Consider the following 26626-nt stretch of genomic DNA (forward strand, 5'->3'; position numbering starts at 1 on the left):
GATTTTCGTGGTGTTATAGAGACTTGGCCGTTAACTGACAGGAGCTGCCGATGAATATCATCGCCATCATGGGCCCGACGGGCGTCTACTACAAAGATGAGCCGATCCGCGAGCTCCACGCTGCGCTGGCCACCATGGGATTCCAACTGGTGTACCCCAAAAACAGCGGTGACCTGCTGAAGCTGATCGAAGCCAATGCCCGTATCTGTGGGGTGATCTTCGACTGGGACGACTACAGCCTGGAGCTGTGCAGCGAGATCAACGAGCTGAACGAATACCTACCGCTGTACGCCTTTATCAATACCCACTCCACCTTCGACGTCAGCCTGCATGAAATGCGCATGGTGCTCTATTTCTTCGAGTATGGCCTGAATGCGGCGGACGATATCGCGCAGCGCATCCAGCAGTACACCGCAGAATATATTGATACCATTACGCCGCCGCTGACCAAGGCGCTGTTCAACTACGTGCGCGAAGGGAAGTACACCTTCTGCACGCCGGGCCACATGGCCGGCACCGCGTTCCAAAAAAGCCCGGTGGGCTGCCTGTTCTATGACTTTTTCGGCGCCAATACCCTGAAGGCCGACATTTCGATTTCAGTCACCGAGCTCGGCTCGCTGTTGGATCACTCCGGGCCGCACCTCGAGGCCGAAGAGTATATTGCGCGTACTTTCAACGCCGAGCAGAGCTATCTGGTTACCAACGGCACCTCCACCGCCAACAAGATCGTCGGCATGTATTCGGCGCCGGCGGGCAGCACGGTGCTGATCGACCGCAACTGCCACAAATCGCTGTGCCACTTGCTGATGATGAGCGATATTGTGCCGATCTATCTGCGCCCGCTGCGCAACGCCTACGGCATCCTTGGCGGCATTCCGCAGCGCGAGTTCACCCGCGCCAGCATCGCCGCTCGGGTGCAGGAGACCCCGAACGCCACCTGGCCGGTGCATGCGGTGATCACCAATTCCACCTATGACGGCCTGCTGTATAACACCGACTACATCAAGCAGACGCTGGCAGTGCCGTCGATCCACTTCGACTCCGCCTGGGTACCTTACACCAACTTCCATCCGATTTACGACGGCAAGAGCGGCATGAGCGGCGATCGGGTGCCCGGTAAGGTCATCTACGAAACTCAATCCACCCACAAGCTGCTGGCGGCCTTCTCCCAGGCCTCGATGATTCATATCAAGGGCGACTACGACGAGAGCACCTTCAACGAAGCCTACATGATGCACACCACCACCTCGCCGCACTATGGCATTGTGGCATCGATGGAGACCGCCGCCGCCATGCTGCGCGGCAACCCGGGGCGCCGCTTGATCAATCGATCGGTGGAGCGCGCGCTGCATTTTCGCCGTGAAGTGCAGCGGCTGCGCGAGGAGAGCGACAGTTGGTTCTTTGACATTTGGCAGCCGGAGGAGATCGATGAGGCGCAGTGTTGGCCATTGGATCCTGACGATAACTGGCACGGCTTCGGCCAGACCGATCGCGATCATATGTACCTCGATCCGATCAAGGTGACGATCCTTACGCCGGGCATGAACGAGCTGGGTGCGCTGGAGGAAGAGGGGATCCCGGCGGCGCTGGTGGCGAAGTATCTCGACGAGCGCGGCATCGTGGTGGAGAAGACCGGGCCGTACAACCTGCTGTTCCTGTTCAGTATCGGCATCGACAAAACCAAGGCGATGAGCCTGTTGCGCGGCCTGACTGATTTCAAGCGCGCCTACGATCTCAACCTGCGGGTGAAGAATATGCTGCCGGATCTGTACGCCGAGGATCCGGATTTTTATCGCCATATGCGTATCCAGGATCTGGCTGCCGGCATTCATCGGCTGATCCGCCAACACGATCTGCCGCGCCTGATGCAGCGGGCGTTCGACGTGCTGCCTGAAATGAAGCTGACGCCGCACCAGATGTTCCAGGAGCAGGTGCGCGGCAATGTGGAAACCTGCGAGCTGGATCAGTTGGTGGGCAAGGTGGCGGCCAATATGATCCTGCCTTATCCGCCGGGCGTGCCGCTGGTGATGCCGGGAGAAATGATCACCGAAGAGAGCCGGGCGGTGCTCGATTTCCTGCTGATGCTGTGCTCTATCGGTGAGCGCTATCCCGGTTTTGAAACCGACATCCACGGCGCCAAACTGACGGAGGACGGGCGCTATCTGGTGAAGGTGTTGAAAGCGCCAGCATAATCGTTTAGGCGAATTCTCGGCAGATCAGGTTCACGCTGTCGAGCGGCAGCGGTTCCTGTGTCAGGCCGCAAAACGGTTGGCCATTGCGCTGCTGGTGATAGCGGCAGCGGTGGCATTCGCCGAACAGCGCCGCATTTTCCTGCCGCTGCAGTTGGCGCAGCAGCTGGGTTAACAGCGCCTGCAACTGTTCGCCGTCCTGCTGCATGGCGTCTTGCGCCTGCTGCAGATAGGCAGGAGGAAACAGAGTCTCCATTAAACTTCGCGATTTTTCTGTCAGCCGCAGCCGCACGCTGCGGCGATCCTTTGCGTCCGCCGTGCGGGCGATCATGCCGTTCAGCTCCAGCTTTTTCAGCGATTGGGACACCGTTCCCTTGGTCAGGCCAAGGTATTCCGCCACGGCCATCGGCGTGTTGGAGTAATGATTACAGCGTGCCAGATAGTAGAGCGCGCTCAGCTGCACCGGCGGCAGGCTTTCCAATTCTTCGTGGCTGCGCAGCCAGCTGCGTTGCAGGCTATTCAGGCGTTCAAGCAGATCAAACAGTTTTAGCATCGTATCCTCATCAGGCTGTGTAAATAGTATCGATTAAAAACTATATTGACAAGTCATTGGTGCTGACATACTGTTCACATTGTTTCGATTCGAAACAATATGGGTAAGTAAACGTGCCCGAAACCGTCAATACCAAGGAGAATGAGGATGACTAAGGCCGTGTTTTATCATGCCGGCTGCCCGGTATGCGTGAGTGCCGAACAGCAGCTGTTGGGACTGTTGAGCGATAACGTGCAGGTGGAAGTGGTGCACCTGGGGGAACGCCCAACGCGCGTGGCGGAAGCTGAGCGCCTCGGCGTGCAGAGTGTACCGGCGCTGGTGGTCGATGGGCAGGTGCTGCACATCAACTTCGGCGCGGCGTTGGCGGATCTGAAGGCCTGAGACGCCGTGTGCTGAATCATGCCCCGCGGCAATCCGCGGGGTTTTTGCCGTTGACGTCATCGCCGCCGCCGGATACCGTGCCCCATCAGAATGAACAGGAGAGGGTTTCTATGCTGGGATTACGTCAGGTGCATCACATTGCGATCATTGGCGCGAACTACGCTGCCAGTAAGCATTTCTATTGCGATATTCTCGGTTTTACCCTGCTGAGTGAAGTTTACCGCGAGGAGCGCGACTCCTGGAAAGCGGATCTCGCGCTCAACGGACAATACACTATCGAACTGTTTTCTTTCCCTTCGCCGCCGGCCCGCGTCAGCCGCCCGGAGGCCTGCGGCCTGCGCCATCTGGCGTTCAGCGTTGACGACATCGATCGGGCCATCGCCCATCTGCAGGCGGCCGGCGTTGCCTGCGAACCGGTGCGCGTCGATCCCTACACCCAATCCCGCTTTACCTTTTTCAGCGATCCTGATGGTTTACCGTTAGAATTATACGAGAGTTAACGGCTTAATCGCCTCCCGGCGGCCACAGCCGGGGGCGGTTATGCTATGATCGCCCCCTTGCCCTACATGCCTACAGAGTTATTTCCGCCATGCAAGAGCCTGCTTTTCGCGTCGGGGAGTGGCTGGTTACCCCTGCCGACAACACCATCAGCCGAGACGGCCGCCAGAAAACGCTGGAACCGCGCCTGATCGACATGCTGTGCTATTTCGCCCGGCACCCCGATGTGGTGCTGAGCCGCGACGAGCTGATCGACAACGTCTGGAAGCGCAATATCGTCACCAACCACGTGGTGACCCAATGTATTTCAGAGCTGCGCAAATACCTGAAAGACGGCGACAGCGACAGCCCGGAATACATTATCACCGTGCCCAAGCGCGGGTATAAGCTGGCGACGTCGGTGATATGGTGTGAAGAGGGCGAGACGCAACCTGCTCCCGCACAGGCGCCGCAGATCGCGGTGATCATGCATGAGCCGGAAGACGGCAGCGATGACGACGACGAGACGCCGTACGTGCCGCCGAGCCGGCCCCGAACGCCGGTCGCCGCGCCTGGCGAAAAGAAGCCGCGCTTTTATCTCCGCTCGACGTTCTGGGTGTGGCTGGCGTTTCTGGCGGCGCTCAGCGTCTGCGTGGCGTTTGTCGGCATCGCCACGCTGTCACAGCGCGTGCCGGTTTCGACCATGCCGGTGCTGCTCAACCCGCGCGATATCGATATTCGCATCCAGGGCGGCGAGAGCTGCAGCAACTGGATGCCGCAGCTCTCTTATGTGGTGGGCGTCAGCGAGCTGATCACCGATTCGCTCAACACCTACTCGACCTTCCTGGTGCACGACCAAACCAATTACAACTATTCCGGCCCCAGCAACTCGGGCAAGTCGCTGTATATCGAGTTCGTCAATCAGCGCCACTACCGCGCCCAGCAGTGTTTCCTGTCCGTGCGGCTGGTGGATAACGCCGACAGCTCAATCATGTTGGACAAGCGTTACTTCATTACCGCCGATAACCAGCTGAAGATCCAAAGCGATTTCCTCGCCAGCCTGTCCACGGCGCTGAAGCAGCCCTGGCCGCCGCAGTTGGAGCAGCGTCTGGCGCAGCTGCTGCCCGACAACGGGCCGCTGCTGCAGCGCTTCTACCAGGCACATCAATTGTTGATCCACGGTGATGCCGATTCGTTGACTCGCGCCAGCGCTCAGCTGAGCGAGCTGATTAAAAGCGCGCCGAATTTCCACTACCTGCTGGCGGAAAAGGCGCTGGTGGATGTACTGCGCAATTCTTACCAACCGTTCGACAGCCAGGCCTTGGCACAATTGCGCGCCGATATCAGCCATCTGACGACGATCCCCGAATTGAAAAACACGCCGATCATGCAGCAAGTTCTGGCGGTCGATGCGTTGGCGCAGGGGCGGATTGACGAGGCGCACCGGGCGATCGATCTGGGGATTGAGTTGCAAATGTCGTGGCTGAATTATGTGTTGCTGGGCAAAGTGTATGAAATGCAGGGGCAGAATCATTTGGCGGCGGATTCTTATATTACCGCGTTCAATTTGCGCCCCGGTGAGGATACCTTGCATTGGATCACCAATGGCGTATTCCAGACGTCATTGACCAACGTGGTGCCTTATTTAAATAACTACCAGCACCAATAATTAACCGATACTACGCCGCCATTATTCTCCGGGAATGCTGTCGGCGTTATTTATTGGTGAAGACATGTTGCGCCATTGTGTTATTTTGCTGCGTAATATTGTTCCTTTTCTGTCGTTTGTTATTCATTATTAACCTAGGTATCATTCTGTTTTTAAAAGATGTTTATCTTTTCTTTAGCTTACCTTTTTATCTTGATGTGTTAATCAAAAACCTCAGGTTATCATTTGTATGATCATGAGCGTAATCTCACTTTATCTTTAGGACTTTATTCCCCCCGATGGTTAGCATCCTGACTATCAAGCCGGCTCATTAAAATCTTTTATTTATGGGTGTGGCTTATAAGAAACGTAAATCAGGAGAAACTGACCATGGCTTCACCCAAGAAAATAGGGCTTATTGCCTGCACCGGCGTCGTCGCCGGCAATATGATGGGGAGCGGGATTGCCTTATTGCCCGCCAACCTGGCGAGTCTCGGATCCATCGCCATTTGGGGGTGGGTGATCTCGATTATCGGGGCGATGTCGCTGGCCTATGTGTATGCCCGTCTCGCCACCAAAAACCCGCAGCAGGGCGGCCCTATCGCCTACGCCGGTGAAATTTCCCCGGCCTTCGGTTTCCAGACCGGCGTGCTTTATTACCATGCCAACTGGATCGGTAACCTGGCCATCGGCATTACCGCCGTTTCTTATCTCTCCACCTTCTTCCCGGCGCTGAACAACCCGATACCTGCCGGTATCGCCTGTATCGCCATCGTGTGGGTCTTCACCTTCGTCAACATGCTGGGCGGAACCTGGGTCAGCCGTTTGACTACCCTGGGCCTGGTATTGGTGTTGATCCCGGTGATCGTGACCGCCACCCTCGGCTGGCACTGGTTTGACGCCGCCACCTACCAGGCTAACTGGAATACCTCCGGCACCACCGACAGCCATGCGGTCATCAAAAGTATTCTGCTGTGCCTGTGGGCGTTCATCGGCGTGGAATCCGCGGCGGTCAGCACCGGCATGGTGAAAAACCCGAAACGTACCGTGCCGCTGGCGACCATGCTCGGCACCGGCCTGGCGGGCATCATCTACATCGCCGCCACCCAGGTGATCAGCGGCATGTTCCCGGCGTCTGAAATGGCCGCCAGCGGCGCGCCGTTCGCCATCAGCGCCTCGGCGATTATGGGCAACTGGGCCGCACCGATGGTTTCCGCCTTCACCGCCTTCGCCTGCCTGACCTCACTCGGTTCGTGGATGATGCTGGTCGGCCAGGCCGGGGTGCGCGCCGCCAACGACGGCAACTTCCCGAAAGTGTACGGCGAGCTGGATAAAAACGGCATTCCGAAAAAAGGCCTGCTGCTGGCCGGCTGCAAAATGACCGCGCTGATGGTGCTGATCACCCTGATGAGCTCCGCCGGCGGCAAGGCTTCCGACCTGTTCGGCGAGCTGACCGGCATCGCGGTGCTGCTGACCATGCTGCCTTACTTCTATTCCTGCGTAGATCTGATCCGCTTCGAAGGGGTCAACGTGCGCAACCTGCTGAGCCTGATCGCTTCGGTGTGCGGCTGCGGCTTCTGCTTCATCGCGCTGATGGGCGCCAACTCATTCGAACTGTCCGGCACCTTTATCATCAGCCTGATTATCCTGATGTTCTACGCCCGGAAAATGAATACCCGCCAGGCTGCCAACGCAGCGGCGGTCGATGAAAACACCACGGCCAAAGCGCACTGATTCGCGTCCGCTGACCGACTGAATTTACCCAGCCCCTTTCTTTCCGACCTGTCAGCCGCGACGGGAAGGGGCTTGCTTTGCCAGGAGAAATGCATATGAACGTTATCGCCATCATGAATCACATGGGTGTCTACTTCAAAGAAGAGCCTATCCGTGAACTGCATCAGGCGCTGGAAAGTCTGGATTTCCGCATCGTTTACCCTAACGATCGCGAAGACCTGCTGAAACTGATCGAGAACAACGCCCGCCTGTGCGGGGTGATCTTCGACTGGGACAAATACAACCTGGAGCTGTGCGAAGAGATCAGTCAGCTGAACGAATACATGCCGCTGTACGCGTTCGCCAACACCTATTCCACGCTGGACGTCAGCCTGAACGATCTGCGCATGCAGGTGCGCTTCTTCGAGTATGCGCTTGGCGCGGCAACCGACATCGCCGCCAAGATCAAACAGAATACCGACGAATATATCGACACCATCCTGCCGCCGTTGACCAAGGCGCTGTTTAAATACGTGCGCGAAGGCAAATACACTTTCTGTACGCCGGGCCACATGGGCGGCACCGCGTTCCAGAAGAGCCCGGTGGGCAGCCTGTTCTACGATTTCTTCGGCCCGAACACCATGAAGTCGGATATTTCGATTTCGGTGTCCGAACTGGGGTCGCTGCTGGATCACTCCGGCCCGCACAAAGAGGCGGAGGAGTACATTTCCCGCGTGTTCAACGCCGAACGCAGCTACATGGTCACCAACGGCACCTCCACCGCCAACAAGATCGTCGGCATGTATTCGGCGCCGGCGGGCAGCACGGTGCTGATTGACCGTAACTGCCACAAGTCGCTGACTCACCTGATGATGATGAGCGACATCACGCCGATCTACTTCCGCCCGACCCGCAACGCCTACGGCATCCTCGGCGGCATTCCGCAGAGCGAGTTCCAGCGCGCCACCATCGCCAAGCGCGTGAAGGAGACCCCGAACGCCACCTGGCCGGTGCACGCGGTGATCACCAACTCCACCTATGACGGGCTGCTGTACAACACCGACTTTATCAAGAACACCCTGGACGTGAAGTCGATCCACTTCGATTCCGCCTGGGTGCCTTACACCAACTTCCACCCGATCTATAAAGGCAAGTGCGGCATGAGCGGCGGCCGCGTGGAGGGCAAGGTGATCTACGAAACCCAGTCCACCCACAAACTGCTGGCGGCCTTCTCGCAGGCTTCGATGATTCATGTGAAGGGCGATATCAACGAAGAGACCTTCAACGAAGCCTACATGATGCACACCACCACCTCGCCGCACTACGGCATCGTGGCGTCGACCGAAACCGCCGCGGCGATGATGAAAGGCAACGCCGGCAAGCGCCTGATCCACGGCTCTATCGAACGCGCGATCAAGTTCCGCAAAGAGATTAAACGCCTGAAAGTCGAGTCCGACGGCTGGTTCTTCGACGTCTGGCAGCCGGAGCATATCGATGAACCGGAATGCTGGCCGCTGCGCTCCGACAGCGCCTGGCACGGTTTCAAGAACATCGACAACGAACACATGTATCTGGACCCGATCAAGGTCACCATTCTGACGCCGGGGATGAGCAAGGAAGGCGAGATGCAGCCGTTCGGTATCCCGGCCAGCATCGTGGCGAAATACCTCGACGAACGCGGCATCATCGTCGAGAAAACCGGGCCGTACAACCTGCTGTTCCTGTTCAGCATTGGCATCGACAAAACCAAGGCGCTCAGCCTGCTGCGCGCGATGACCGACTTCAAACGCTCGTTCGATCTGAACCTGCGGGTGAAAAACATGCTGCCTTCGCTGTATCACGAAGCGCCTGATTTCTATGAAAACATGCGCATTCAGGATCTGGCGCAGAACATTCACCGCCTAGTGGAGCAGCACAACCTGCCGGACCTGATGTACCGCGCGTTCGAAGTGCTGCCAACCATGGTGATGAATCCGTACCAGGCGTTCCAGAAAGAGCTGCACGGCGAAGTGGAAGAGGTCTATCTGGAAGAGATGGTCGGCAAGGTCAACGCCAATATGATCCTCCCATACCCACCGGGCGTGCCGCTGGTGATGCCGGGCGAAATGCTGACCGAAGAGAGCCGGCCGGTGCTGGAGTTCCTGCAGATGCTGTGCGAAATCGGCGCGCATTATCCGGGCTTTGAAACCGACATTCACGGCGCCTATCGTCAGGCGGACGGACGTTATCGGGTGAAAGTGCTGAAGGCGAAATAACCGCAGCCAATAAGAGGGGAGGCGCTCGCGCTTCCCCTTTGCCGTTCACCGACTGATGAGAGACCTCCATGAAAACACCCTCACAGCCGCGCGCAATCTACTATGTCGTAGCGATACAAATTTGGGAATATTTCAGCTTTTACGGCATGCGTGCGTTACTGATCCTCTATCTGACCCACCAACTCGGCTATACCGACAGCCACGCCATCGATCTCTACAGCGCTTACGCTTCGTTAGTTTACGTCACTCCTATTCTGGGCGGCTGGCTCGCCGACCGCCTGCTGGGCAATCGCGTTGCGGTGATCGCCGGTGCGGCGCTGATGACCCTGGGGCATATCGTGCTCGGCCTGAGCGCGGTCTCCGCCCAGTCGCTCTATCTGGCGCTGGCCATCATCATCTGTGGCTATGGCCTGTTCAAATCCAATATCAGCTGCCTGCTGGGCGAGCTGTATCCGGCGCAGGACTCGCGCCGCGAAGGGGGCTTCTCGCTGCTGTACGCCGCCGGCAACGTCGGGTCTATTCTGGCGCCGATCGCCTGCGGGTTGGCAGCTGAGCGCTATGGCTGGCACGTCGGCTTTGCATTGGCCGGGATCGGCATGTTCGCCGGCCTGGTGATTTTCCTGCTCGGCGGGCGCCACTTCCGCCACACGCGTGGCGTGAATGTACCGCTGATGCGCGCCAGAAGCCTGGGCCTGCCGCACTGGGGTTGGCTGCTGGTGGTGCTGCTGGCGTCGCCGCTGTTCTTCATGCTGCTGTTTGAACGTGGCTGGGCCGGCTATTTGCTCGGGTTGGTGTGCGTGGCGGCGGTGGTGCTGGTGGCACGCATTATGCTGCGCGCGGACACCGGCCAGCGCTGGGGGCTGTGGCAGATCGTTGTGCTGATGCTGCTAGGCACGCTGTTCTGGGCCTTTGCCCAGCAGGGCGGCAGCTCCATCAGCCTGTTTATCGATCATTTCGTTGACCGGCGCTGGTTCGGCTGGACGGTGCCGACCGCCTTGTTCCAGTCGGTTAACGCCTGTGCGGTGATGCTGGGCGGCGTGGCGCTGGCCTGGCTGGCGAGTGGCGATGGCGACCGCACGCTGCGCATCTGGTGCAAGTTCGCCTTCGGTCTGCTGTTGATCGGCGTCGGCTTTACGCTGATGGCGCTTAATACCCGGCTGCACGGGCCGGGATCGATGGGGCTGATGATCGCCGGTCTGGCGGTGATGGGCTTTGCCGAACTGTTTATCGATCCGGTGGCGATGGCGCAGATCACCCGGCTGAATATCCCCGGCGCCACCGGCGTGTTGACCGGTATCTATATGCTGGCGACCGGTTCGATCGCCAACTACCTGGCGGGCATCATCGCCAATCAGACCGCCGAGGACCACATCGAAGGGGCGGCGATGCAGGCGTATGGCCGCATTTTCGCCCAGATCGGCTGGGGAGCGGCCGGATGTGCGCTGGCGGTGATCGCGGTGCTGGGCGGTTGGTGGCTGCTGACGCGACGCCAGGCCCGGACGGTTAATGCTTGATTGATGGCGGTAGGCGGGGTTAACGTGCAGCTATGTAGAAGTGACAAAGCCTACCGATGGATACTGATCAATTAACGACGCAGGTGGCGGACCAGCTGGGCGCGCAGCAGCGGCTGCTGGTGGCGTTCAGCGGCGGCCTGGATTCCAGCGTGCTGCTGCATCTGCTGGCGGCGTTGCGCCGCCAACGTCCGGCGCTGCAGCTGCGTGCGCTGCACGTGCATCATGGCCTGAGCGCCTTTGCCGACCGTTGGGTTGAGCATTGCCGCAGCCGGTGTGCCGACTGGCAGATCCCGTTGACGGTGACGCATGTGCAGGTGGACGCCCGCCAGGGCGGCATCGAAGCGGCGGCGCGTGCGGCGCGCTATGCCGCCTTCAGCGCCGCCCTCACGGAGGGCGAAGCGCTGCTCACCGCGCAACACCTCGACGATCAAAGCGAAACCTTCCTGCTGGCGCTCAAGCGCGGCAGCGGGCCGGCGGGGCTGTCGGCGATGGCGGCGCGCGCGACGCTGGGCGAGCACCTGCTGTTGCGGCCGCTGTTGGGCTGTTCGCGTCAGACGCTGGAAAGCTACGCGCAACGCCACGCCTTAACCTGGATAGATGACGACAGCAATCAGGACACGCGCTTCGATCGCAATTTCCTGCGGTTGCAGGTGTTGCCGCAGCTCAACCAGCGCTGGCCGCACTTCGCCTCGGCGGTAGCGCGCAGCGCCAGCCTGTGCGCCGAACAGGAACAATTGTTGGACGAGCTGCTGGCGGAACCGCTGCAAAGCCTGTTGGCGGCGGATCGCTCATTGGCGATCGACGGTTTGACGGCCTGTTCGCCGGTGCGGCGCTTCGCTCTGTTGCGGCGCTGGATCGCATTGTTCAACGTCACCATGCCGGCGCGTGAGCAGCTTCAGCGTCTGTGGGATGAGGTGGCGCTCAGCCGGGAAGATGCCGAACCGCAGCTGCAGCTCGGCGCCTATCAGATCCGCCGTTTCCGCGGCCGATTGCACCTGTTGCCGCCGCTGGCGGCGCTGCGCGATGTGCATCTGCCCTGGCAGCCTGACCAGCCGCTGACGTTGCCGGACGGGCTGGGGCAGTTGGTTGCCGGTGAGGGCGATCTGGCGCTGCGCGCACCGCAGCCATCGCAGCAGATTAGCATTCGTTTCGGCGGCTTACAGGGCGCGGTGCGCATCGTGGGGCGCGTCCATTCGCGGCCGATAAAAAAACTGTGGCAGGAGCTGGGTATTCCTCCCTGGCAGCGTGAACGCATCCCGTTGATTTATTATGATGAGCAGCTGATCGCCGCGCTGGGCGTATTCGTCTGTGAGGCGGGGCAGGTGCCGGAAGGCGAACGCCCGTGGCGGCTGCGCTGGGAAAAAAATCATAATCGTGAGGAGCAATGATGAAGTTTGTGGAAATCGCGCTGTTGGCTGCCGGCCTGTTCAGCCTGCCGGCGTTGGCGGCGGGAGATGCGGCGGCCGGCCAGGCCAAAGCCGCCGCCTGTGCGGCCTGCCACGGCGCGCAGGGCAAGGTGACGGTGCCGATGTACCCGAATCTGGCCGGGCAGAATGCCATGTACCTGCAGCACGCATTGCAGGCGTACAAGAAAGGGGAACGCAACGGCGGCCAGGCCGAGGTGATGAAGGCCTACGTGTCGGGGCTGTCGGATGACGATATCGCCGATCTGGCGGCCTATTACGCCAGCCTGAAGCCCTAAATGACGAGGGCAGCCGTTGGGCTGCCCTGTTGGGATGGGGTTACCGCTGCTCAGTCCGACAGGCTGACGACCACGGTACCGATTTCCGGATGACTGAAACTGCTGATATGGTCCAGACGCAGGTCGCGCTGCTGGCCGTTCTGTTCGATGGTCAGATACTCAACGCGTTTCTTTTGCAGCAGGTCGATCGCCTTGGCCTCGATCACTTCTCCGTCGCGTAACTCCAGCTTCAGAATAAGTTTATGCTGACAGGCGAGTTCCAGGTTGTCGTAGTCATCGCAATTGATGGGTTGGTACTCATCATTCATCAACATAGTCGCTCACCAATAAGTTAGCGGCGGCAAAGGCCGCCTGTTCCCTAACGGAGGACGGTAGCGCATCGTTCGCTGCGACATCGTCCAATGCCTTTAACGCACAAGCCAGCGCATCAGGCACGTAGCCAAGATCTCCACTGCCAATCTCGGCGTAAGTACGGCGTACTAACTCACAGTATTGTTGCACAGTTTCCTCCCTTAAGAACCTCTGCATCATCAAGACTACTATCGCGATGAGGCGCAGGCTCTCGGAGTTTTATCCTATCCTAGACGACTATAGCACAGCTGTTATGGAGTTATCAGCACCCCGGCACGCCTTTCGCACTGCCGTGGCCTGGCCGCGCTGGCGGGGTTTGGCCCTGATCAAGTACACTGTCGCCGGATAATAACGAGGTCACCCATGGCGCTGAAAGCAACCATTTATAAAGCCGCGGTCAATATTGCTGATATGGATCGTCACTTCTACCACGACGCCACGCTGACGCTGGCGCAACACCCGTCCGAAAATGAGCAGCGCATGATGCTGCGCCTGTTGGCCTGGATCTGTCATGCCGACGAGCGGTTGGTGTTCACCAAAGGGCTGAGCGCCGACGACGAGCCGGAGATCTGGCAGCGCAACGACCACAACGGGCTGGAAATGTGGATCGAGATGGGATTACCCGACGAAAAACGCATCCGCAAGGCCTGCAACCAGTCGCCGCGCGTGGTGTTGTACGCCTACGGCGAGCGCGCTGCGCACGTGTGGTGGCAGGGAATGCAGGGTAAGGTGGCCGGCTACAAGAACCTGAGCGTGCGTTTCCTCGACGACGAGCAGTTGGCGCGCCTGACGGCATTGGCCAGCCGCACCATGACGCTGCAGGCAACGCTGCAGGAGGGAACTATTTGGCTGTCCGATGCTCAGAATAGTCTGGAAATCCAGTTTGCCGAGTGGCAGCAGGCACAGGTGTAGCCGGTGCTGGAACTGTCAAGAAACGTAGCCATACCGGATAATGAACTGGAATTGACGGCGATCCGCGCACAGGGCGCGGGCGGCCAGCACGTGAACAAAACCTCAACGGCGATCCATTTGCGCTTTGACATCCGGGCATCCAGCCTGCCAGAGTATTATAAGGAAAGGCTGCTGGCGCTGAATCATCATCTCATTACCGCTGATGGCGTAGTGATTATCAAGGCGCAAGAGTATCGCAGTCAGGAATTGAATCGCGAAGCGGCGTTGGCCAGGTTGGCCGCGCTGATTCAGCAGGCGATGGTGGTGGAAAAAACGCGCAAGGCGACCAAGCCGACGAAAGGGGCGAAACTGCGTCGCCTGGAAGGCAAGACGCGTAAAGGCGCCACCAAGGCGCTGCGTGGCAAGGTTCGCACTTAGGAATACATGAACACAGTAGGAGAATAACTGTGAAGAAAATTACGGTAGCCCTGTTCTTGGCGGCAGGCGCACTCTCGTTGTTGGGATGCAACAATCATTATCAGCCGAAGGAACAACCGCTGCAGGCGATGCCGCAGAGTTATCAAGGATTGTTGCCTTGCGCCGATTGCGGCGGGCTGGATACGGCGCTGTTCCTGGATGAGGACGGCACCTTTGTTCTGCAGGAAACCTATCGCGGCACCAAAGACGGCGATCAGACCTTTGCCGACTACGGCAAATGGGCGCGCACTGCGGATAAGCTGGTGCTGACCGACAGCACCGGTGAAAAACGCTACTTCCGCCCGGTGGGCAAGAGCCTGGAGATGCTGGATCGCAGCGGCGCGCCGATCGCCTCCAAGCTGAATTACCGCCTGGAGCCAATTGAAAAACCGTTGCCTAAAACCCCTATGGTGATGAAAGGCAGTTACACCTATATGGCGGATGCGGCAGTCTTCAAGGACTGCGCTACCGGCATCACGTTCCCGGTGGATAACAACATCGCGCTGGAGCAAGGTTACGCCAAAGCCAACAAAAATGCCGGCGAGCCGGTGTTCCTGACCTTCAATGCGCACTTCAGCGTGCAGCCATCGATGGAAGAAGGGCAGATAGAGAAGGCGGTGGTACCGGACGGCAAAATCGCGTTCGATCGCAGCAAGAACTGCAGCAGCAAGTAAGCGTTTTCGGATATAAAAAAACCCGCCTAGGCGGGTTTTTTATTTTCTGGCGTTCGTCGCTCAGCGTTTGATCTGGCCCAGCAGGAAATCAACGATTTCGCCGGTTTTGATCATTTGCTTCTCGCCGACGCGGCGGTTCTTGTACTCGATCTCTTCGTTGTCGAGGTTACGGTCACCGATAACGATAGAGTGCGGCACGCCGATCAGTTCCATATCCGCGAACATCACGCCCGGACGCTCTTTGCGGTCATCGAGGATCACGTCGATGCCATGGGAGCGCAGAGTGTTGTACAGCTCTTCGGCGAGCGCCTGCACGCGGAACGACTTGTGCATGTTCATCGGCAGAATAGCGACCTGGAACGGCGCGATAGCGTCCGGCCAGATGATGCCGCGTTCGTCGTGGTTCTGCTCGATGGCGGCGGCCACAACGCGCGTGACTCCGATGCCGTAGCAACCCATGGTCAGTACCTGGTTACGGCCATCTTCGCCTTGCACGGTCGCTTTCATCGCTTCCGAATACTTGGTGCCGAGCTGGAAGATATGGCCCACTTCGATGCCACGTTTGATCAGCAGCGTACCCTGACCGTCCGGGCTGGCGTCGCCTTCCACCACGTTACGGATATCGGCCACCTGCGGCAGCGGCAGATCGCGCTCCCAGTTGATGCCGAAGTAGTGTTTGCCGTCAACGTTGGCGCCGGCGCCAAAGTCGCTCATCGCCGCCACGCTGCGGTCAGCTACCACCGGCATCGGCAGGTTGACCGGGCCGAGTGAACCCGGGCCGGCACCGACGATGGCGCGAATTTCTTCTTCGGTGGCGAAGGTCAGCGGCGTGGCAACCTGCGCCAGCTTCTCTGCCTTGACTTCGTTCAGCTCGTGATCGCCGCGCACCAGCAGAGCGACCAGCTTGTGGCCGCTCTCTTCGGTGGCGCGTACCATCAGCGTCTTCACGGTTTTTTCCACTGGCAGCGCGAATTGCTCGACCAGCTCGGCGATGGTTTTTGCGTTCGGGGTATCTACCAGGCGCAGCGCTTCGCTGGCCGCCGCGCGCGGAGCCGCCGGCGCGACCGCTTCCGCCAGCTCGATGTTGGCGGCGAAGTCGGAACCGGTGGAGAACACGATATCGTCTTCACCGCTGTCTGCCAGCACCTGGAATTCGTGCGACGCACTGCCGCCGATCGAGCCGGTATCGGCCTGCACCGGGCGGAAATCCAGGCCCATGCGGCTGAAGATTTTGCTGTACGCTTCGTACATCGCGTCGTAAGTCTCCTGCAGAGACTCCTGCGAGGTATGGAAGGAGTAGGCATCCTTCATCAGGAACTCACGGGAACGCATCACGCCGAAACGTGGGCGCACTTCATCACGGAACTTGGTCTGGATCTGGAAGAAGTTCAGCGGCAGCTGCTTGTACGAGCTGATCTCGTTGCGGATCAGATCGGTAATCACTTCTTCATGCGTCGGGCCCAGCACGAAAGGACGGTCACCGCGGTCGACGAAGCGCAGCAGCTCGGGGCCGTATTGCTCCCAACGGCCGCTTTCCTGCCACAGGTCGGCAGGCTGAACCACCGGCATGGACACTTCGATCGCATTAGCATTGTTCATTTCTTCGCGAACGATGTTTTCAACCTTCTTCAGAACGCGCAGGCCGGTCGGCAGCCAGGTGTAAAGACCGGAGGCCAGCTTGCGGATCATCCCGGCGCGCAGCATCAGCTGGTGGCTGATCACTTCGGCGTCGGCAGGTGTCTCCTTCAGAGTGGAGAGCAGATATTGGCTAGTACGCATGGTGTTTTGGTTCCGTTAGAACTGCAAATTGCATCGGGCTGCCAGAGTGGCGGCCAAAAAGTGATTTAGTTTACCAGCGCGAGCGGGTCGCCAAAAGAGAGGCGGCGGAATTTTAACGCGGGTCGAGCGACAGCACTTCGGTGTGGCCGTCTACGACGCGCCAGCGCACGTTGAAATCCAGCAGCCAGACGGCGTAATCCCGTTCGACGTCCTCTCCTTTACGATAGGCGGGACGGGGGTCCTGTGCCAGCACCTGGCTGATAAAACGCCTTAATTGCGGGTAGCGCGCCTGATGTTGCTGCAGCTGCTGTTCCGCCTGCGGCGCGAAACGCACCGGCATATCGCCGGCGGGCGCGGCCTGGGCAAAGCCGGCGCGGGCCTGCGGTTGGCTCTCGGCGAACGGCAGATAAGGCTTGATGTCCACCACCGGGGTACCGTCGACCAGATCGAGGCTGCCCAGTTCCAGCGCCACTTCCCCGTTTTTCACCCGTACGCCTTTGAGCTCAATGAGCGACATGCCGAGCGGGTTGGGGCGGAAGGTGGAGCGGGTGGCGAACACGCCCATGCGGGCATTGCCGCCTAAACGCGGTGGGCGTACCGTCGGGCGCCAGCCGCCTTCCATGGTTTGATGGAAAATGAACATCACCCACAGATGGCTGAAATCGCTGAGACCGCGAACCGCTTCCGCCTGGTTGTAGGGCGGTAGCAACAGCAGTTCGCCGCCACCGTCTTCGACCAGCCCAGGTTGGCGGGGCACGGCGAATTTCTCTTTATATGGCGAGCGGATCACGCCGATCTGCTCGAAAACGAATTCGGTCATTTGGACGAGACGTTAAGCGCCGAGCCCTGGCAGACGGCCTGCTGATAACAACCGGCGACGCCGCTGACAATCTGGCAGTCGTGCAGCAGCACGGCGTTGGCCTTCATGTAAGACGCGCGGATTTGCATGCGTTTACGGGCGGTAGCCAGATTCGGTGGGGAGTCTTGTACGGTGGTTTGGCACGATTCGCCGGACACTTCACCCAGATCGCGGAACGGTTTACCCACGAGTTCTTCTGCACTTTTATACAGTTTTACCGGAGCGGGGCGGGCGGCCGGCGTGGTCTTGGCCGGGGCGGTCGTGGTCGGCTTGCTGGTGCTGTTTGTTGAGGATGGCGCGATACGTTGCGATGAACATCCGGCCAGCGCGAGCGCTAACAAACAGAGAGGTAAAACACGCATTGAGATTCCTCTGCCTTAATGAAAGTGGCGCTATTGAAGCAATCTATGGCGGAAATAACAAGACGGGCCTTGGCCCGTCTTGCAATTATAGGAATAAAATTGGTGAATAAGCGCTTACCAGCCTTTCACCGCACCGCCGTTGAAGATTTTGTTGGCGGCGGCGTCAACTTCGTCAGACTGATAGGCCTGCACGAATTTCTTCACGTTTTCCGCATCTTTGTTATCTTCGCGCGCAACCAGCAGGTTGACGTAAGGCGAGTCTTTATCTTCCACGAACAGACCGTCTTTCGCCGGCGTCAGGCCGATCTGGCTGGCGTAGGTGGTATTGATCACCGCCAGCGCGATCTGCTGATCGTCCAGAGAACGTGGCAGCTGAGGCGCTTCCAGCTCAACCAGCTTCAGGTTTTTCGGGTTCTCGGTCACGTCCAGCACGGTCGGCAGCAGGCCAACGCCGTCTTTCAGTTTGATCAGGCCGACTTTCTGCAGCAGCAGCAGCGAGCGGCCCAGGTTGGTCGGATCGTTCGGCAGTGCGATCTGAGAACCCTCTTTCAGTTCGTCCAGCGATTTGATTTTCTTGGAGTAACCGGCGATCGGGTAAACAAAGGTGCTGCCGACCGGCACCAGCTTGTAGCCGCGATCTTTGATCTGCTGATCCAGATAAGGCTTGTGCTGGAAGGCGTTCAGGTCGATATCGCCTTTGCTCAGCGCTTCGTTTGGCAGCACGTAATCGTTGAAGGTGACCAGCTCGACGTCCAGACCGTATTTCTCTTTCGCCACTTTCTGCGCCACTTCAGCCACTTGCTGCTCTGCGCCGACGATCACGCCGACCTTGATGTGGTTTGGATTCTTTTCATCCTGGCCGCAACCCGCCAGAGCCAGAGTGCCGATCAGTGCGCCAATTGTCGCGATGGATTTAAATGTTAACGACATATCCCTTCCTCATTAGACTCGCATTAATATGCTGTGAAACTATTTATGGGTAACGGCTTTGACGATGCGATCGCCGCAGAATTGGATCAGATAAACCAAAACTACCAGTAATACTAATACGGTATTCATAACTGTGGCGTTATAACCGATATAACCGTATTGGTAACCGATTTGGCCCAGACCGCCGGCACCGACCGCGCCGCCCATGGCGGAGTAACCCACCAGGGTGATTAGGGTGATGGTCGCGGCGTTGACCAGGCCCGGTAGGGCTTCCGGCAGCAACACTTTCTTAATGATCTGCATCGGCGTGGCGCCCATGGCGCGCGCCGCTTCCACCAGACCGGACGGGATCTCCAGCAGGGCGTTTTCCACCATGCGCGCGATGAACGGCGCGGCGCCCACGGTCAACGGCACGATGGCCGCCTGAAGACCGATCGAGGTACCGACGATCATGCGGGTAAAAGGAATCATCCAAACCAACAGGATAATGAACGGGATGGAACGGAAGATGTTCACCAGCCCGGACAGGATCTTATACAGCGAATTGTTGGCGATGATCTGCCCCGGGCGGGTCACATACAGCAGCACGCCGACCGGCAGGCCGAGCACGAAACCGAAGAAGCCGGAGACAAAGGTCATCATGACGGTTTCCCACACGCCACGTGCCATCAACCACATCATTGCCTCAGACATAACCCAGAACCTCTACTTTTACCTGATTTTCTTGCAGGAACTTAATCGTCGCCAGCGCGTCTTCGTCGCTGCCGTGCAGCTCCGCCAGCATCACGCCGAATTTCACGCCGCCGGCATAATCCATCTGGGCGCTGATAATGTTGTTGTTCACGTTGAAGCGGCGAGCGGCTTCAGACAGCAGCGGCGCATCGACCGACTGGCCGGTGAATTCCAGGCGCAGCAGCGGCTGACGGTCGCCCTGGCGCTCCGGCGACAGGCGCGCGGCGTAGTCGTCCGGAATATCCAGATGCAGCGTGGACTGAATGAACTGTTGGGCCAGCGGGGTTTTCGGGTGTGAGAACACTTCGCTGACGCTGTCTTTTTCGATCAGTTGCCCCTGGCTGATGACCGCGACCTGGTCGCAGATGCGTTTCACCACGTCCATTTCATGGGTGATGAGCAGAATGGTCAGGCCCAGACGGCGGTTGATGTCTTTCAGCAGTTCCAGGATGGAACGGGTGGTGGCCGGATCCAGCGCGCTGGTGGCTTCGTCGCACAGCAGCACTTTGGGGTTACTGGCCAGCGCGCGCGCGATCGCCACGCGCTGTTTCTGGCCGCCGGACAGGTTGGCCGGATAGGCGTCGTGTTTGTCCGCCAGGCCGACCAGCTCCAGCAGTTCGGTCACGCGCTTTTTGATCTCGGCGCGCGGCGTATTATCCAGCTCCAGCGGCAGCGCGACGTTGCCGAACACCGTGCGGGAAGAGAGCAGGTTGAAGTGCTGGAAGATCATGCCGATTTGGCGACGGGCGCGCGTCAGTTCGCTTTCCGACAGCGAAGTCAGATCCTGACCGTCGACCAGGACCTGGCCGGACGTAGGGCGCTCCAGCATGTTGGCGCAGCGAATCAGCGTGCTTTTACCGGCGCCGGAAGACCCGATAACGCCATAGATTTGCCCGGCAGGGACGTGAAGGGTCACGTCAGAGAGCGCGGTAATGGTGCGCGAACCCTGCTGGAACACTTTAGTGATGTTAGAAAGTTTAATCATATTCTTCTTATTTTAGCGTGGTTGCCCGTGGCTAGATAAAAGTAAACCTCGGCGTGGAACCAAGGTATGGATCAGATGTTAAGGCGTCTAGACGTCTAAGTCAACGGCCAGCGACGTTCTCCGGCGTTCTCAGTGCGGGGTAAAACATGCGATACTGTCAGCGTATTCAGCCCCTCAGGAGCAAAGCGGTGACACAAAGCGTTCCAGCAATTTTTCTCGATCGTGACGGTACGATTAATGTTGACCATGGTTATGTCCATGAAATCGACAATTTCCACTTTATTGACGGCGTGATTGACGCCTGTCGCGAACTTAAAAAGATGGGCTTCGCGTTGGTGATGGTGACCAACCAGTCCGGCATTGCGCGCGGCAAGTTCAGCGAAGACCAGTTTATGTACCTGACCGAGTGGATGGACTGGTCGCTGGCCGATCGCGATGTCGACTTCGACGGCATCTATTTCTGCCCGCATCATCCGGAGGCGGCAGTAGAGGAGTATCGTCAGGTGTGCGACTGCCGTAAACCGCAGCCGGGCATGCTGTTGCAAGCGCAGCAGGAATTGAACATCGATATGGCCGCTTCTTATATGGTGGGGGATAAACCGGAAGACATGCAGGCGGCGATCGCGGCCGGCGTCGGCACCAAGGTGCTGGTGCGTACCGGCAAGCCGGTGACGGAGCAGGGCGAAAAGCTGGCCGATTGGGTGCTTAATAGCCTGGCGGACCTGCCTGCAGCCATCAAAAAGCGGGTTTAATAGGCGTTACGAATGAATAGTGAGCGGTCAGATAAAAAATGCATATTAACGCTTGTCATTCTGAACCGGCTCCCTATAATGCGCCTCCATCGACACGGAACATGTGAACAACTTCACAGAGTCTCCGGGGGTCGCAGAGAAAAAATCCTGAAATTAGGGTTGACTCTGAAAGAGGAAAGCGTAATATACGCCACCTCGAGTTAGCAAGCGAAAGCGCCTAACTCACTGCTCTTTAACAATTTATCAGACAATCTGTGTGGGCACTCCACAAGACGATATCCAGCATCTTCGGATGCAAAAAAATATCAAGTCTTGAAGAGTGACTAACTGAAGTAAAATTCATGCAGTAAATCTTTGAGCATCGCTTCTCGAGTGGAAGCAAATCAAGCTTTTAATTGAAGAGTTTGATCATGGCTCAGATTGAACGCTGGCGGCAGGCTTAACACATGCAAGTCGAGCGGTAGCACAGGGGAGCTTGCTTCCTGGGTGACGAGCGGCGGACGGGTGAGTAATGTCTGGGAAACTGCCTGATGGAGGGGGATAACTACTGGAAACGGTAGCTAATACCGCATAACGTCGCAAGACCAAAGAGGGGGACCTTCGGGCCTCTTGCCATCAGATGTGCCCAGATGGGATTAGCTAGTAGGTGGGGTAATGGCTCACCTAGGCGACGATCCCTAGCTGGTCTGAGAGGATGACCAGCCACACTGGAACTGAGACACGGTCCAGACTCCTACGGGAGGCAGCAGTGGGGAATATTGCACAATGGGCGCAAGCCTGATGCAGCCATGCCGCGTGTGTGAAGAAGGCCTTCGGGTTGTAAAGCACTTTCAGCGAGGAGGAAGGTGGTGAGCTTAATACGTTCATCAATTGACGTTACTCGCAGAAGAAGCACCGGCTAACTCCGTGCCAGCAGCCGCGGTAATACGGAGGGTGCAAGCGTTAATCGGAATTACTGGGCGTAAAGCGCACGCAGGCGGTTTGTTAAGTCAGATGTGAAATCCCCGGGCTCAACCTGGGAACTGCATTTGAAACTGGCAAGCTAGAGTCTCGTAGAGGGGGGTAGAATTCCAGGTGTAGCGGTGAAATGCGTAGAGATCTGGAGGAATACCGGTGGCGAAGGCGGCCCCCTGGACGAAGACTGACGCTCAGGTGCGAAAGCGTGGGGAGCAAACAGGATTAGATACCCTGGTAGTCCACGCTGTAAACGATGTCGATTTGGAGGTTGTGCCCTTGAGGCGTGGCTTCCGGAGCTAACGCGTTAAATCGACCGCCTGGGGAGTACGGCCGCAAGGTTAAAACTCAAATGAATTGACGGGGGCCCGCACAAGCGGTGGAGCATGTGGTTTAATTCGATGCAACGCGAAGAACCTTACCTACTCTTGACATCCAGAGAACTTTCCAGAGATGGATTGGTGCCTTCGGGAACTCTGAGACAGGTGCTGCATGGCTGTCGTCAGCTCGTGTTGTGAAATGTTGGGTTAAGTCCCGCAACGAGCGCAACCCTTATCCTTTGTTGCCAGCGGTTCGGCCGGGAACTCAAAGGAGACTGCCAGTGATAAACTGGAGGAAGGTGGGGATGACGTCAAGTCATCATGGCCCTTACGAGTAGGGCTACACACGTGCTACAATGGCATATACAAAGAGAAGCGACCTCGCGAGAGCAAGCGGACCTCATAAAGTATGTCGTAGTCCGGATTGGAGTCTGCAACTCGACTCCATGAAGTCGGAATCGCTAGTAATCGTAGATCAGAATGCTACGGTGAATACGTTCCCGGGCCTTGTACACACCGCCCGTCACACCATGGGAGTGGGTTGCAAAAGAAGTAGGTAGCTTAACCTTCGGGAGGGCGCTTACCACTTTGTGATTCATGACTGGGGTGAAGTCGTAACAAGGTAACCGTAGGGGAACCTGCGGTTGGATCACCTCCTTACCTAAAGATATTGATTCGAGTGGCGTGCTCACACAGATTGTCTGATAGAAAGTAACGAGCAGAAATACCTTTATAGGCTTGTAGCTCAGGTGGTTAGAGCGCACCCCTGATAAGGGTGAGGTCGGTGGTTCAAGTCCACTCAGGCCTACCACTTCTCAGAAGTGGAAAAGGTACTGCACGTGACTGTATGGGGCTATAGCTCAGCTGGGAGAGCGCCTGCCTTGCACGCAGGAGGTCAGCGGTTCGATCCCGCTTAGCTCCACCATATAGTCCGGTATTTCAATACTTCAGAGTATATTGGCGACAGTATGCTGCGAAGTATTTTGCTCTTTAACAATCTGGAACAAGCTGAAAATTGAAACATGACGGCTGAAATTTATCCCTCCGTAGATGTACTGGGATGAAGAGTAACCTGTCATAGAGTCTCTCAAATGTTTGCAGCACGAACGATGGAAACATCTTCGGGTTGTGAGGTTAAGTGACTAAGCGTACACGGTGGATGCCTAGGCAGTCAGAGGCGATGAAGGGCGTGCTAATCTGCGAAAAGCGTCGGTAAGGTGATATGAACCGTTATAACCGGCGATACCCGAATGGGGAAACCCAGTGTGTTTCGACACACTATCATGTCATGAATACATAGTGGCATGAGGCGAACCGGGGGAACTGAAACATCTAAGTACCCCGAGGAAAAGAAATCAACCGAGATTCCCCCAGTAGCGGCGAGCGAACGGGGAGGAGCCCAGAACCTGAATCGGCTTGTGTGTTAGTGGAAGCGTCTGGAAAGTCGCGCAGCAAAGGGTGATAGCCCCGTACACTAAAATGCACAGGTCGTGAGTTCGATGAGTAGGGCGGGACACGTGACATCCTGTCTGAATATGGGGGGACCATCCTCCAAGGCTAAATACTCCTGACTGACCGATAGTGAACCAGTACCGTGAGGGAAAGGCGAAAAGAACCCCGGCGAGGGGAGTGAAATAGAACCTGAAACCGTGTACGTACAAGCAGTGGGAGCACCTTCGTGGTGTGACTGCGTACCTTTTGTATAATGGGTCAGCGACTTATATTTTGTAGCAAGGTTAACCGTATAGGGGAGCCGTAGGGAAACCGAGTCTTAACTGGGCGATTAGTTGCAAGGTATAGACCCGAAACCCGGTGATCTAGCCATGGGCAGGTTGAAGGTTGGGTAACACTAACTGGAGGACCGAACCGACTAATGTTGAAAAATTAGCGGATGACTTGTGGCTGGGGGTGAAAGGCCAATCAAACCGGGAGATAGCTGGTTCTCCCCGAAAGCTATTTAGGTAGCGCCTCGTGAACTCATCTTCGGGGGTAGAGCACTGTTTCGGCTAGGGGGCCATCCCGGCTTACCAAACCGATGCAAACTCCGAATACCGAAGAATGTTATCACGGGAGACACACGGCGGGTGCTAACGTCCGTCGTGAAGAGGGAAACAACCCAGACCGCCAGCTAAGGTCCCAAAGTCATGGTTAAGTGGGAAACGATGTGGGAAGGCATAGACAGCCAGGATGTTGGCTTAGAAGCAGCCATCATTTAAAGAAAGCGTAATAGCTCACTGGTCGAGTCGGCCTGCGCGGAAGATGTAACGGGGCTAAACCATGCACCGAAGCTGCGGCAGCGACGCTTAGGCGTTGTTGGGTAGGGGAGCGTTCTGTAAGCCGTTGAAGGTGGCCTGTGAGGGTTGCTGGAGGTATCAGAAGTGCGAATGCTGACATAAGTAACGATAAAGCGGGTGAAAAGCCCGCTCGCCGGAAGACCAAGGGTTCCTGTCCAACGTTAATCGGGGCAGGGTGAGTCGACCCCTAAGGCGAGGCTGAAAAGCGTAGTCGATGGGAAACAGGTTAATATTCCTGTACTTGGTGTTACTGCGAAGGGGGGACGGAGAAGGCTAGGCTAGCCGGGCGACGGTTGTCCCGGTTTAAGCGTGTAGGGGGTGTGACCTGGTAAATCCGGTTGCATACTAACCCTGAGGCGTGATGACGATGCACTACGGTGCAGAAGTAGTTGATGCCCTGCTTCCAGGAAAATCCTCTAAGCATCAGGTAACATTAAATCGTACCCCAAACCGACACAGGTGGTCAGGTAGAGAATACCAAGGCGCTTGAGAGAACTCGGGTGAAGGAACTAGGCAAAATGGTGCCGTAACTTCGGGAGAAGGCACGCTGGCATGTAGGTGAAGTCCCTTGCGGATGGAGCTGAAGCCAGTCGAAGATACCAGCTGGCTGCAACTGTTTAATAAAAACACAGCACTGTGCAAACACGAAAGTGGACGTATACGGTGTGACGCCTGCCCGGTGCTGGAAGGTTAATTGATGGGGTCAGCCGCAAGGCGAAGCTCTTGATCGAAGCCCCAGTAAACGGCGGCCGTAACTATAACGGTCCTAAGGTAGCGAAATTCCTTGTCGGGTAAGTTCCGACCTGCACGAATGGCGTAATGATGGCCAGGCTGTCTCCACCCGAGACTCAGTGAAATTGAACTCGCTGTGAAGATGCAGTGTACCCGCGGCAAGACGGAAAGACCCCGTGAACCTTTACTATAGCTTGACACTGAACATTGAGCCTTGATGTGTAGGATAGGTGGGAGGCTTTGAAGCGTGGACGCCAGTCTGCGTGGAGCCATCCTTGAAATACCACCCTTTAATGTTTGATGTTCTAACTCGGCCCCATAATCTGGGGTGAGGACAGTGTCTGGTGGGTAGTTTGACTGGGGCGGTCTCCTCCCAAAGAGTAACGGAGGAGCACGAAGGTTAGCTAATCACGGTCGGACATCGTGAGGTTAGTGCAAAGGCATAAGCTAGCTTGACTGCGAGAGTGACGGCTCGAGCAGGTACGAAAGTAGGTCTTAGTGATCCGGTGGTTCTGAATGGAAGGGCCATCGCTCAACGGATAAAAGGTACTCCGGGGATAACAGGCTGATACCGCCCAAGAGTTCATATCGACGGCGGTGTTTGGCACCTCGATGTCGGCTCATCACATCCTGGGGCTGAAGTAGGTCCCAAGGGTATGGCTGTTCGCCATTTAAAGTGGTACGCGAGCTGGGTTTAGAACGTCGTGAGACAGTTCGGTCCCTATCTGCCGTGGGCGTTGGAAGATTGAGAGGGGTTGCTCCTAGTACGAGAGGACCGGAGTGAACGCACCACTGGTGTTCGGGTTGTCATGCCAATGGCATTGCCCGGTAGCTAAGTGCGGAAAAGATAAGCGCTGAAAGCATCTAAGCGCGAAACTTGCCTCAAGATGAGTCTTCCCTGGGCCTTTAAGGCCCCTGAAGGAACGTTTAAGACTAAGACGTTGATAGGCTGGGTGTGTAAGTGCAGCGATGCATTGAGCTAACCAGTACTAATGATCCGTGAGGCTTAACCTTACAACACCGAAGGTGTTTTTAGAGAGATTTTCAGCGAAGTTCCGAGATTGGTTCTGATGGCTTCACGGGAGTGATGCGGTTGGAATGA

Annotated in this window: 22 protein-coding genes, 2 tRNA genes and 2 rRNA genes; 17 read left to right on the plus strand and 9 right to left on the minus strand. The window is 57.4% G+C overall.

Annotated elements, in window-relative coordinates:
• Positions 1-50: 50 nt before the first annotated feature.
• On the plus strand, positions 51-2192 hold the full coding sequence (locus RE418_RS11195; RefSeq protein ID WP_089181233.1) for a lysine decarboxylase LdcC: 2142 nt from the start codon (positions 51-53) through the stop codon (positions 2190-2192).
• A 4-nt stretch (positions 2193-2196) separates the two neighbouring features.
• On the opposite strand, the gene RE418_RS11200 is transcribed toward RE418_RS11195, so the two are convergent.
• Positions 2197-2742 (minus strand): MarR family winged helix-turn-helix transcriptional regulator, encoded by a 546-nt coding sequence (locus RE418_RS11200; protein WP_025304025.1) that lies wholly within the window; start codon positions 2740-2742, stop codon positions 2197-2199.
• 147 nt (positions 2743-2889) lie between these two features.
• Between RE418_RS11200 and RE418_RS11205 the strand changes: the two genes are divergently transcribed.
• The 8 genes from RE418_RS11205 (at position 2890) to RE418_RS11240 (ending at position 12432) form a co-directional block, all read left to right on the plus strand.
• Positions 2890-3123 carry a glutaredoxin domain-containing protein gene (locus tag RE418_RS11205; RefSeq protein ID WP_025304024.1) on the plus strand — a complete coding sequence of 78 codons (234 nt, stop codon included), beginning with the start codon at positions 2890-2892 and terminating at the stop codon, positions 3121-3123.
• 110 nt (positions 3124-3233) lie between these two features.
• Positions 3234-3623, plus strand: coding sequence for a VOC family protein (locus RE418_RS11210; RefSeq protein ID WP_025304023.1), 390 nt, complete (start codon positions 3234-3236; stop codon positions 3621-3623).
• 89 nt (positions 3624-3712) lie between these two features.
• The gene (cadC, locus tag RE418_RS11215) at positions 3713-5269 is read left to right on the plus strand and encodes a lysine decarboxylation/transport transcriptional activator CadC (protein ID WP_089181232.1); all 1557 of its coding nucleotides are present in this window, start codon (positions 3713-3715) and stop codon (positions 5267-5269) included.
• Between the two features lie 369 nt (positions 5270-5638).
• Positions 5639-6982, plus strand: a complete 1344-nt coding sequence (cadB, locus tag RE418_RS11220) for a cadaverine/lysine antiporter (protein WP_025304021.1) — start codon at positions 5639-5641, stop codon at positions 6980-6982.
• Positions 6983-7077: 95 nt separating this feature from the next.
• Positions 7078-9216 (plus strand): lysine decarboxylase CadA, encoded by a 2139-nt coding sequence (cadA, locus tag RE418_RS11225; RefSeq protein WP_025304020.1) that lies wholly within the window; start codon positions 7078-7080, stop codon positions 9214-9216.
• A 68-nt stretch (positions 9217-9284) separates the two neighbouring features.
• Positions 9285-10730 carry a dipeptide permease DtpD gene (dtpD, locus tag RE418_RS11230; RefSeq protein ID WP_089181231.1) on the plus strand — a complete coding sequence of 482 codons (1446 nt, stop codon included), beginning with the start codon at positions 9285-9287 and terminating at the stop codon, positions 10728-10730.
• Between the two features lie 56 nt (positions 10731-10786).
• A complete protein-coding gene (gene tilS, locus RE418_RS11235) occupies positions 10787-12118 on the plus strand; it encodes a tRNA lysidine(34) synthetase TilS (RefSeq protein ID WP_025304018.1) in 1332 nt (443 codons plus the stop codon).
• The gene (locus RE418_RS11240; protein WP_025304017.1) at positions 12118-12432 is read left to right on the plus strand and encodes a c-type cytochrome; all 315 of its coding nucleotides are present in this window, start codon (positions 12118-12120) and stop codon (positions 12430-12432) included. The genes tilS and RE418_RS11240 overlap by 1 nt, the downstream gene beginning before the upstream one ends.
• Before the next feature lie 50 nt (positions 12433-12482).
• On the opposite strand, the gene rof is transcribed toward RE418_RS11240, so the two are convergent.
• Positions 12483-12746, minus strand: coding sequence for a Rho-binding antiterminator (gene rof, locus RE418_RS11245; protein ID WP_004931991.1), 264 nt, complete (start codon positions 12744-12746; stop codon positions 12483-12485).
• Positions 12733-12933, minus strand: coding sequence for a YaeP family protein (locus RE418_RS11250; RefSeq protein ID WP_004931993.1), 201 nt, complete (start codon positions 12931-12933; stop codon positions 12733-12735). Before RE418_RS11250 ends, rof begins: the two co-directional genes overlap by 14 nt.
• 213 nt (positions 12934-13146) lie before the next feature.
• On the opposite strand from RE418_RS11250, the gene RE418_RS11255 reads away from it, so the two are divergent.
• Genes RE418_RS11255 through nlpE form a run of 3 tightly spaced genes read left to right on the plus strand, consistent with a single transcriptional unit; the run spans position 13147 to position 14825 of the window.
• Positions 13147-13695, plus strand: coding sequence for a YaeQ family protein (locus RE418_RS11255; RefSeq protein ID WP_025304016.1), 549 nt, complete (start codon positions 13147-13149; stop codon positions 13693-13695).
• Positions 13696-13698: 3 nt separating this feature from the next.
• Positions 13699-14112, plus strand: a complete 414-nt coding sequence (gene arfB / locus RE418_RS11260) for an alternative ribosome rescue aminoacyl-tRNA hydrolase ArfB (protein ID WP_063990777.1) — start codon at positions 13699-13701, stop codon at positions 14110-14112.
• A gap of 29 nt (positions 14113-14141) precedes the next feature.
• Entirely contained in the window at positions 14142-14825 is a 684-nt protein-coding gene (nlpE, locus tag RE418_RS11265; protein WP_016929868.1) for an envelope stress response activation lipoprotein NlpE, read from the plus strand.
• 60 nt (positions 14826-14885) lie between these two features.
• On the opposite strand, the gene proS is transcribed toward nlpE, so the two are convergent.
• The 6 genes from proS to metN all read right to left on the minus strand — a co-directional run bounded on the left by proS (position 14886) and on the right by metN (position 20472).
• A complete protein-coding gene (proS, locus tag RE418_RS11270) occupies positions 14886-16604 on the minus strand; it encodes a proline--tRNA ligase (RefSeq protein ID WP_025304013.1) in 1719 nt (572 codons plus the stop codon).
• 112 nt (positions 16605-16716) lie between these two features.
• Positions 16717-17424 carry a tRNA (N6-threonylcarbamoyladenosine(37)-N6)-methyltransferase TrmO gene (gene tsaA / locus RE418_RS11275; protein ID WP_033644898.1) on the minus strand — a complete coding sequence of 236 codons (708 nt, stop codon included), beginning with the start codon at positions 17422-17424 and terminating at the stop codon, positions 16717-16719.
• Positions 17421-17825 (minus strand): Rcs stress response system protein RcsF, encoded by a 405-nt coding sequence (rcsF, locus tag RE418_RS11280; protein ID WP_025304011.1) that lies wholly within the window; start codon positions 17823-17825, stop codon positions 17421-17423. Before rcsF ends, tsaA begins: the two co-directional genes overlap by 4 nt.
• A gap of 114 nt (positions 17826-17939) precedes the next feature.
• A complete protein-coding gene (locus tag RE418_RS11285) occupies positions 17940-18755 on the minus strand; it encodes a MetQ/NlpA family lipoprotein (protein WP_025304010.1) in 816 nt (271 codons plus the stop codon).
• A gap of 39 nt (positions 18756-18794) precedes the next feature.
• A complete protein-coding gene (locus tag RE418_RS11290) occupies positions 18795-19448 on the minus strand; it encodes a methionine ABC transporter permease MetI (RefSeq protein ID WP_004932010.1) in 654 nt (217 codons plus the stop codon).
• Positions 19441-20472: a methionine ABC transporter ATP-binding protein MetN gene (gene metN, locus RE418_RS11295; protein WP_004932012.1), complete on the minus strand. Its 1032-nt coding sequence runs from the start codon at positions 20470-20472 to the stop codon at positions 19441-19443. The genes RE418_RS11290 and metN overlap by 8 nt, the downstream gene beginning before the upstream one ends.
• A gap of 188 nt (positions 20473-20660) precedes the next feature.
• On the opposite strand from metN, the gene gmhB reads away from it, so the two are divergent.
• From gmhB to RE418_RS11320, 5 genes are all read left to right on the plus strand, one after another.
• Entirely contained in the window at positions 20661-21224 is a 564-nt protein-coding gene (gene gmhB, locus RE418_RS11300) for a D-glycero-beta-D-manno-heptose 1,7-bisphosphate 7-phosphatase (protein ID WP_025304009.1), read from the plus strand.
• Between the two features lie 392 nt (positions 21225-21616).
• Positions 21617-23158 (plus strand): 16S ribosomal RNA (locus tag RE418_RS11305).
• A 74-nt stretch (positions 23159-23232) separates the two neighbouring features.
• Positions 23233-23309, plus strand: a tRNA-Ile gene (locus tag RE418_RS11310).
• Positions 23310-23347: 38 nt separating this feature from the next.
• Positions 23348-23423: transfer RNA gene (locus tag RE418_RS11315), tRNA-Ala, on the plus strand.
• Between the two features lie 207 nt (positions 23424-23630).
• Positions 23631-26538 (plus strand): 23S ribosomal RNA (locus RE418_RS11320).
• Together the 16S and 23S rRNA genes with 2 tRNA genes alongside form the textbook arrangement of a ribosomal RNA operon.
• The last annotated feature ends 88 nt before the right edge of the window (positions 26539-26626 follow it).

It is taken from the genome of Serratia sp. szju (assembly GCF_044594185.1).
Lineage (GTDB): Bacteria > Pseudomonadota > Gammaproteobacteria > Enterobacterales > Enterobacteriaceae > Serratia > Serratia bockelmannii.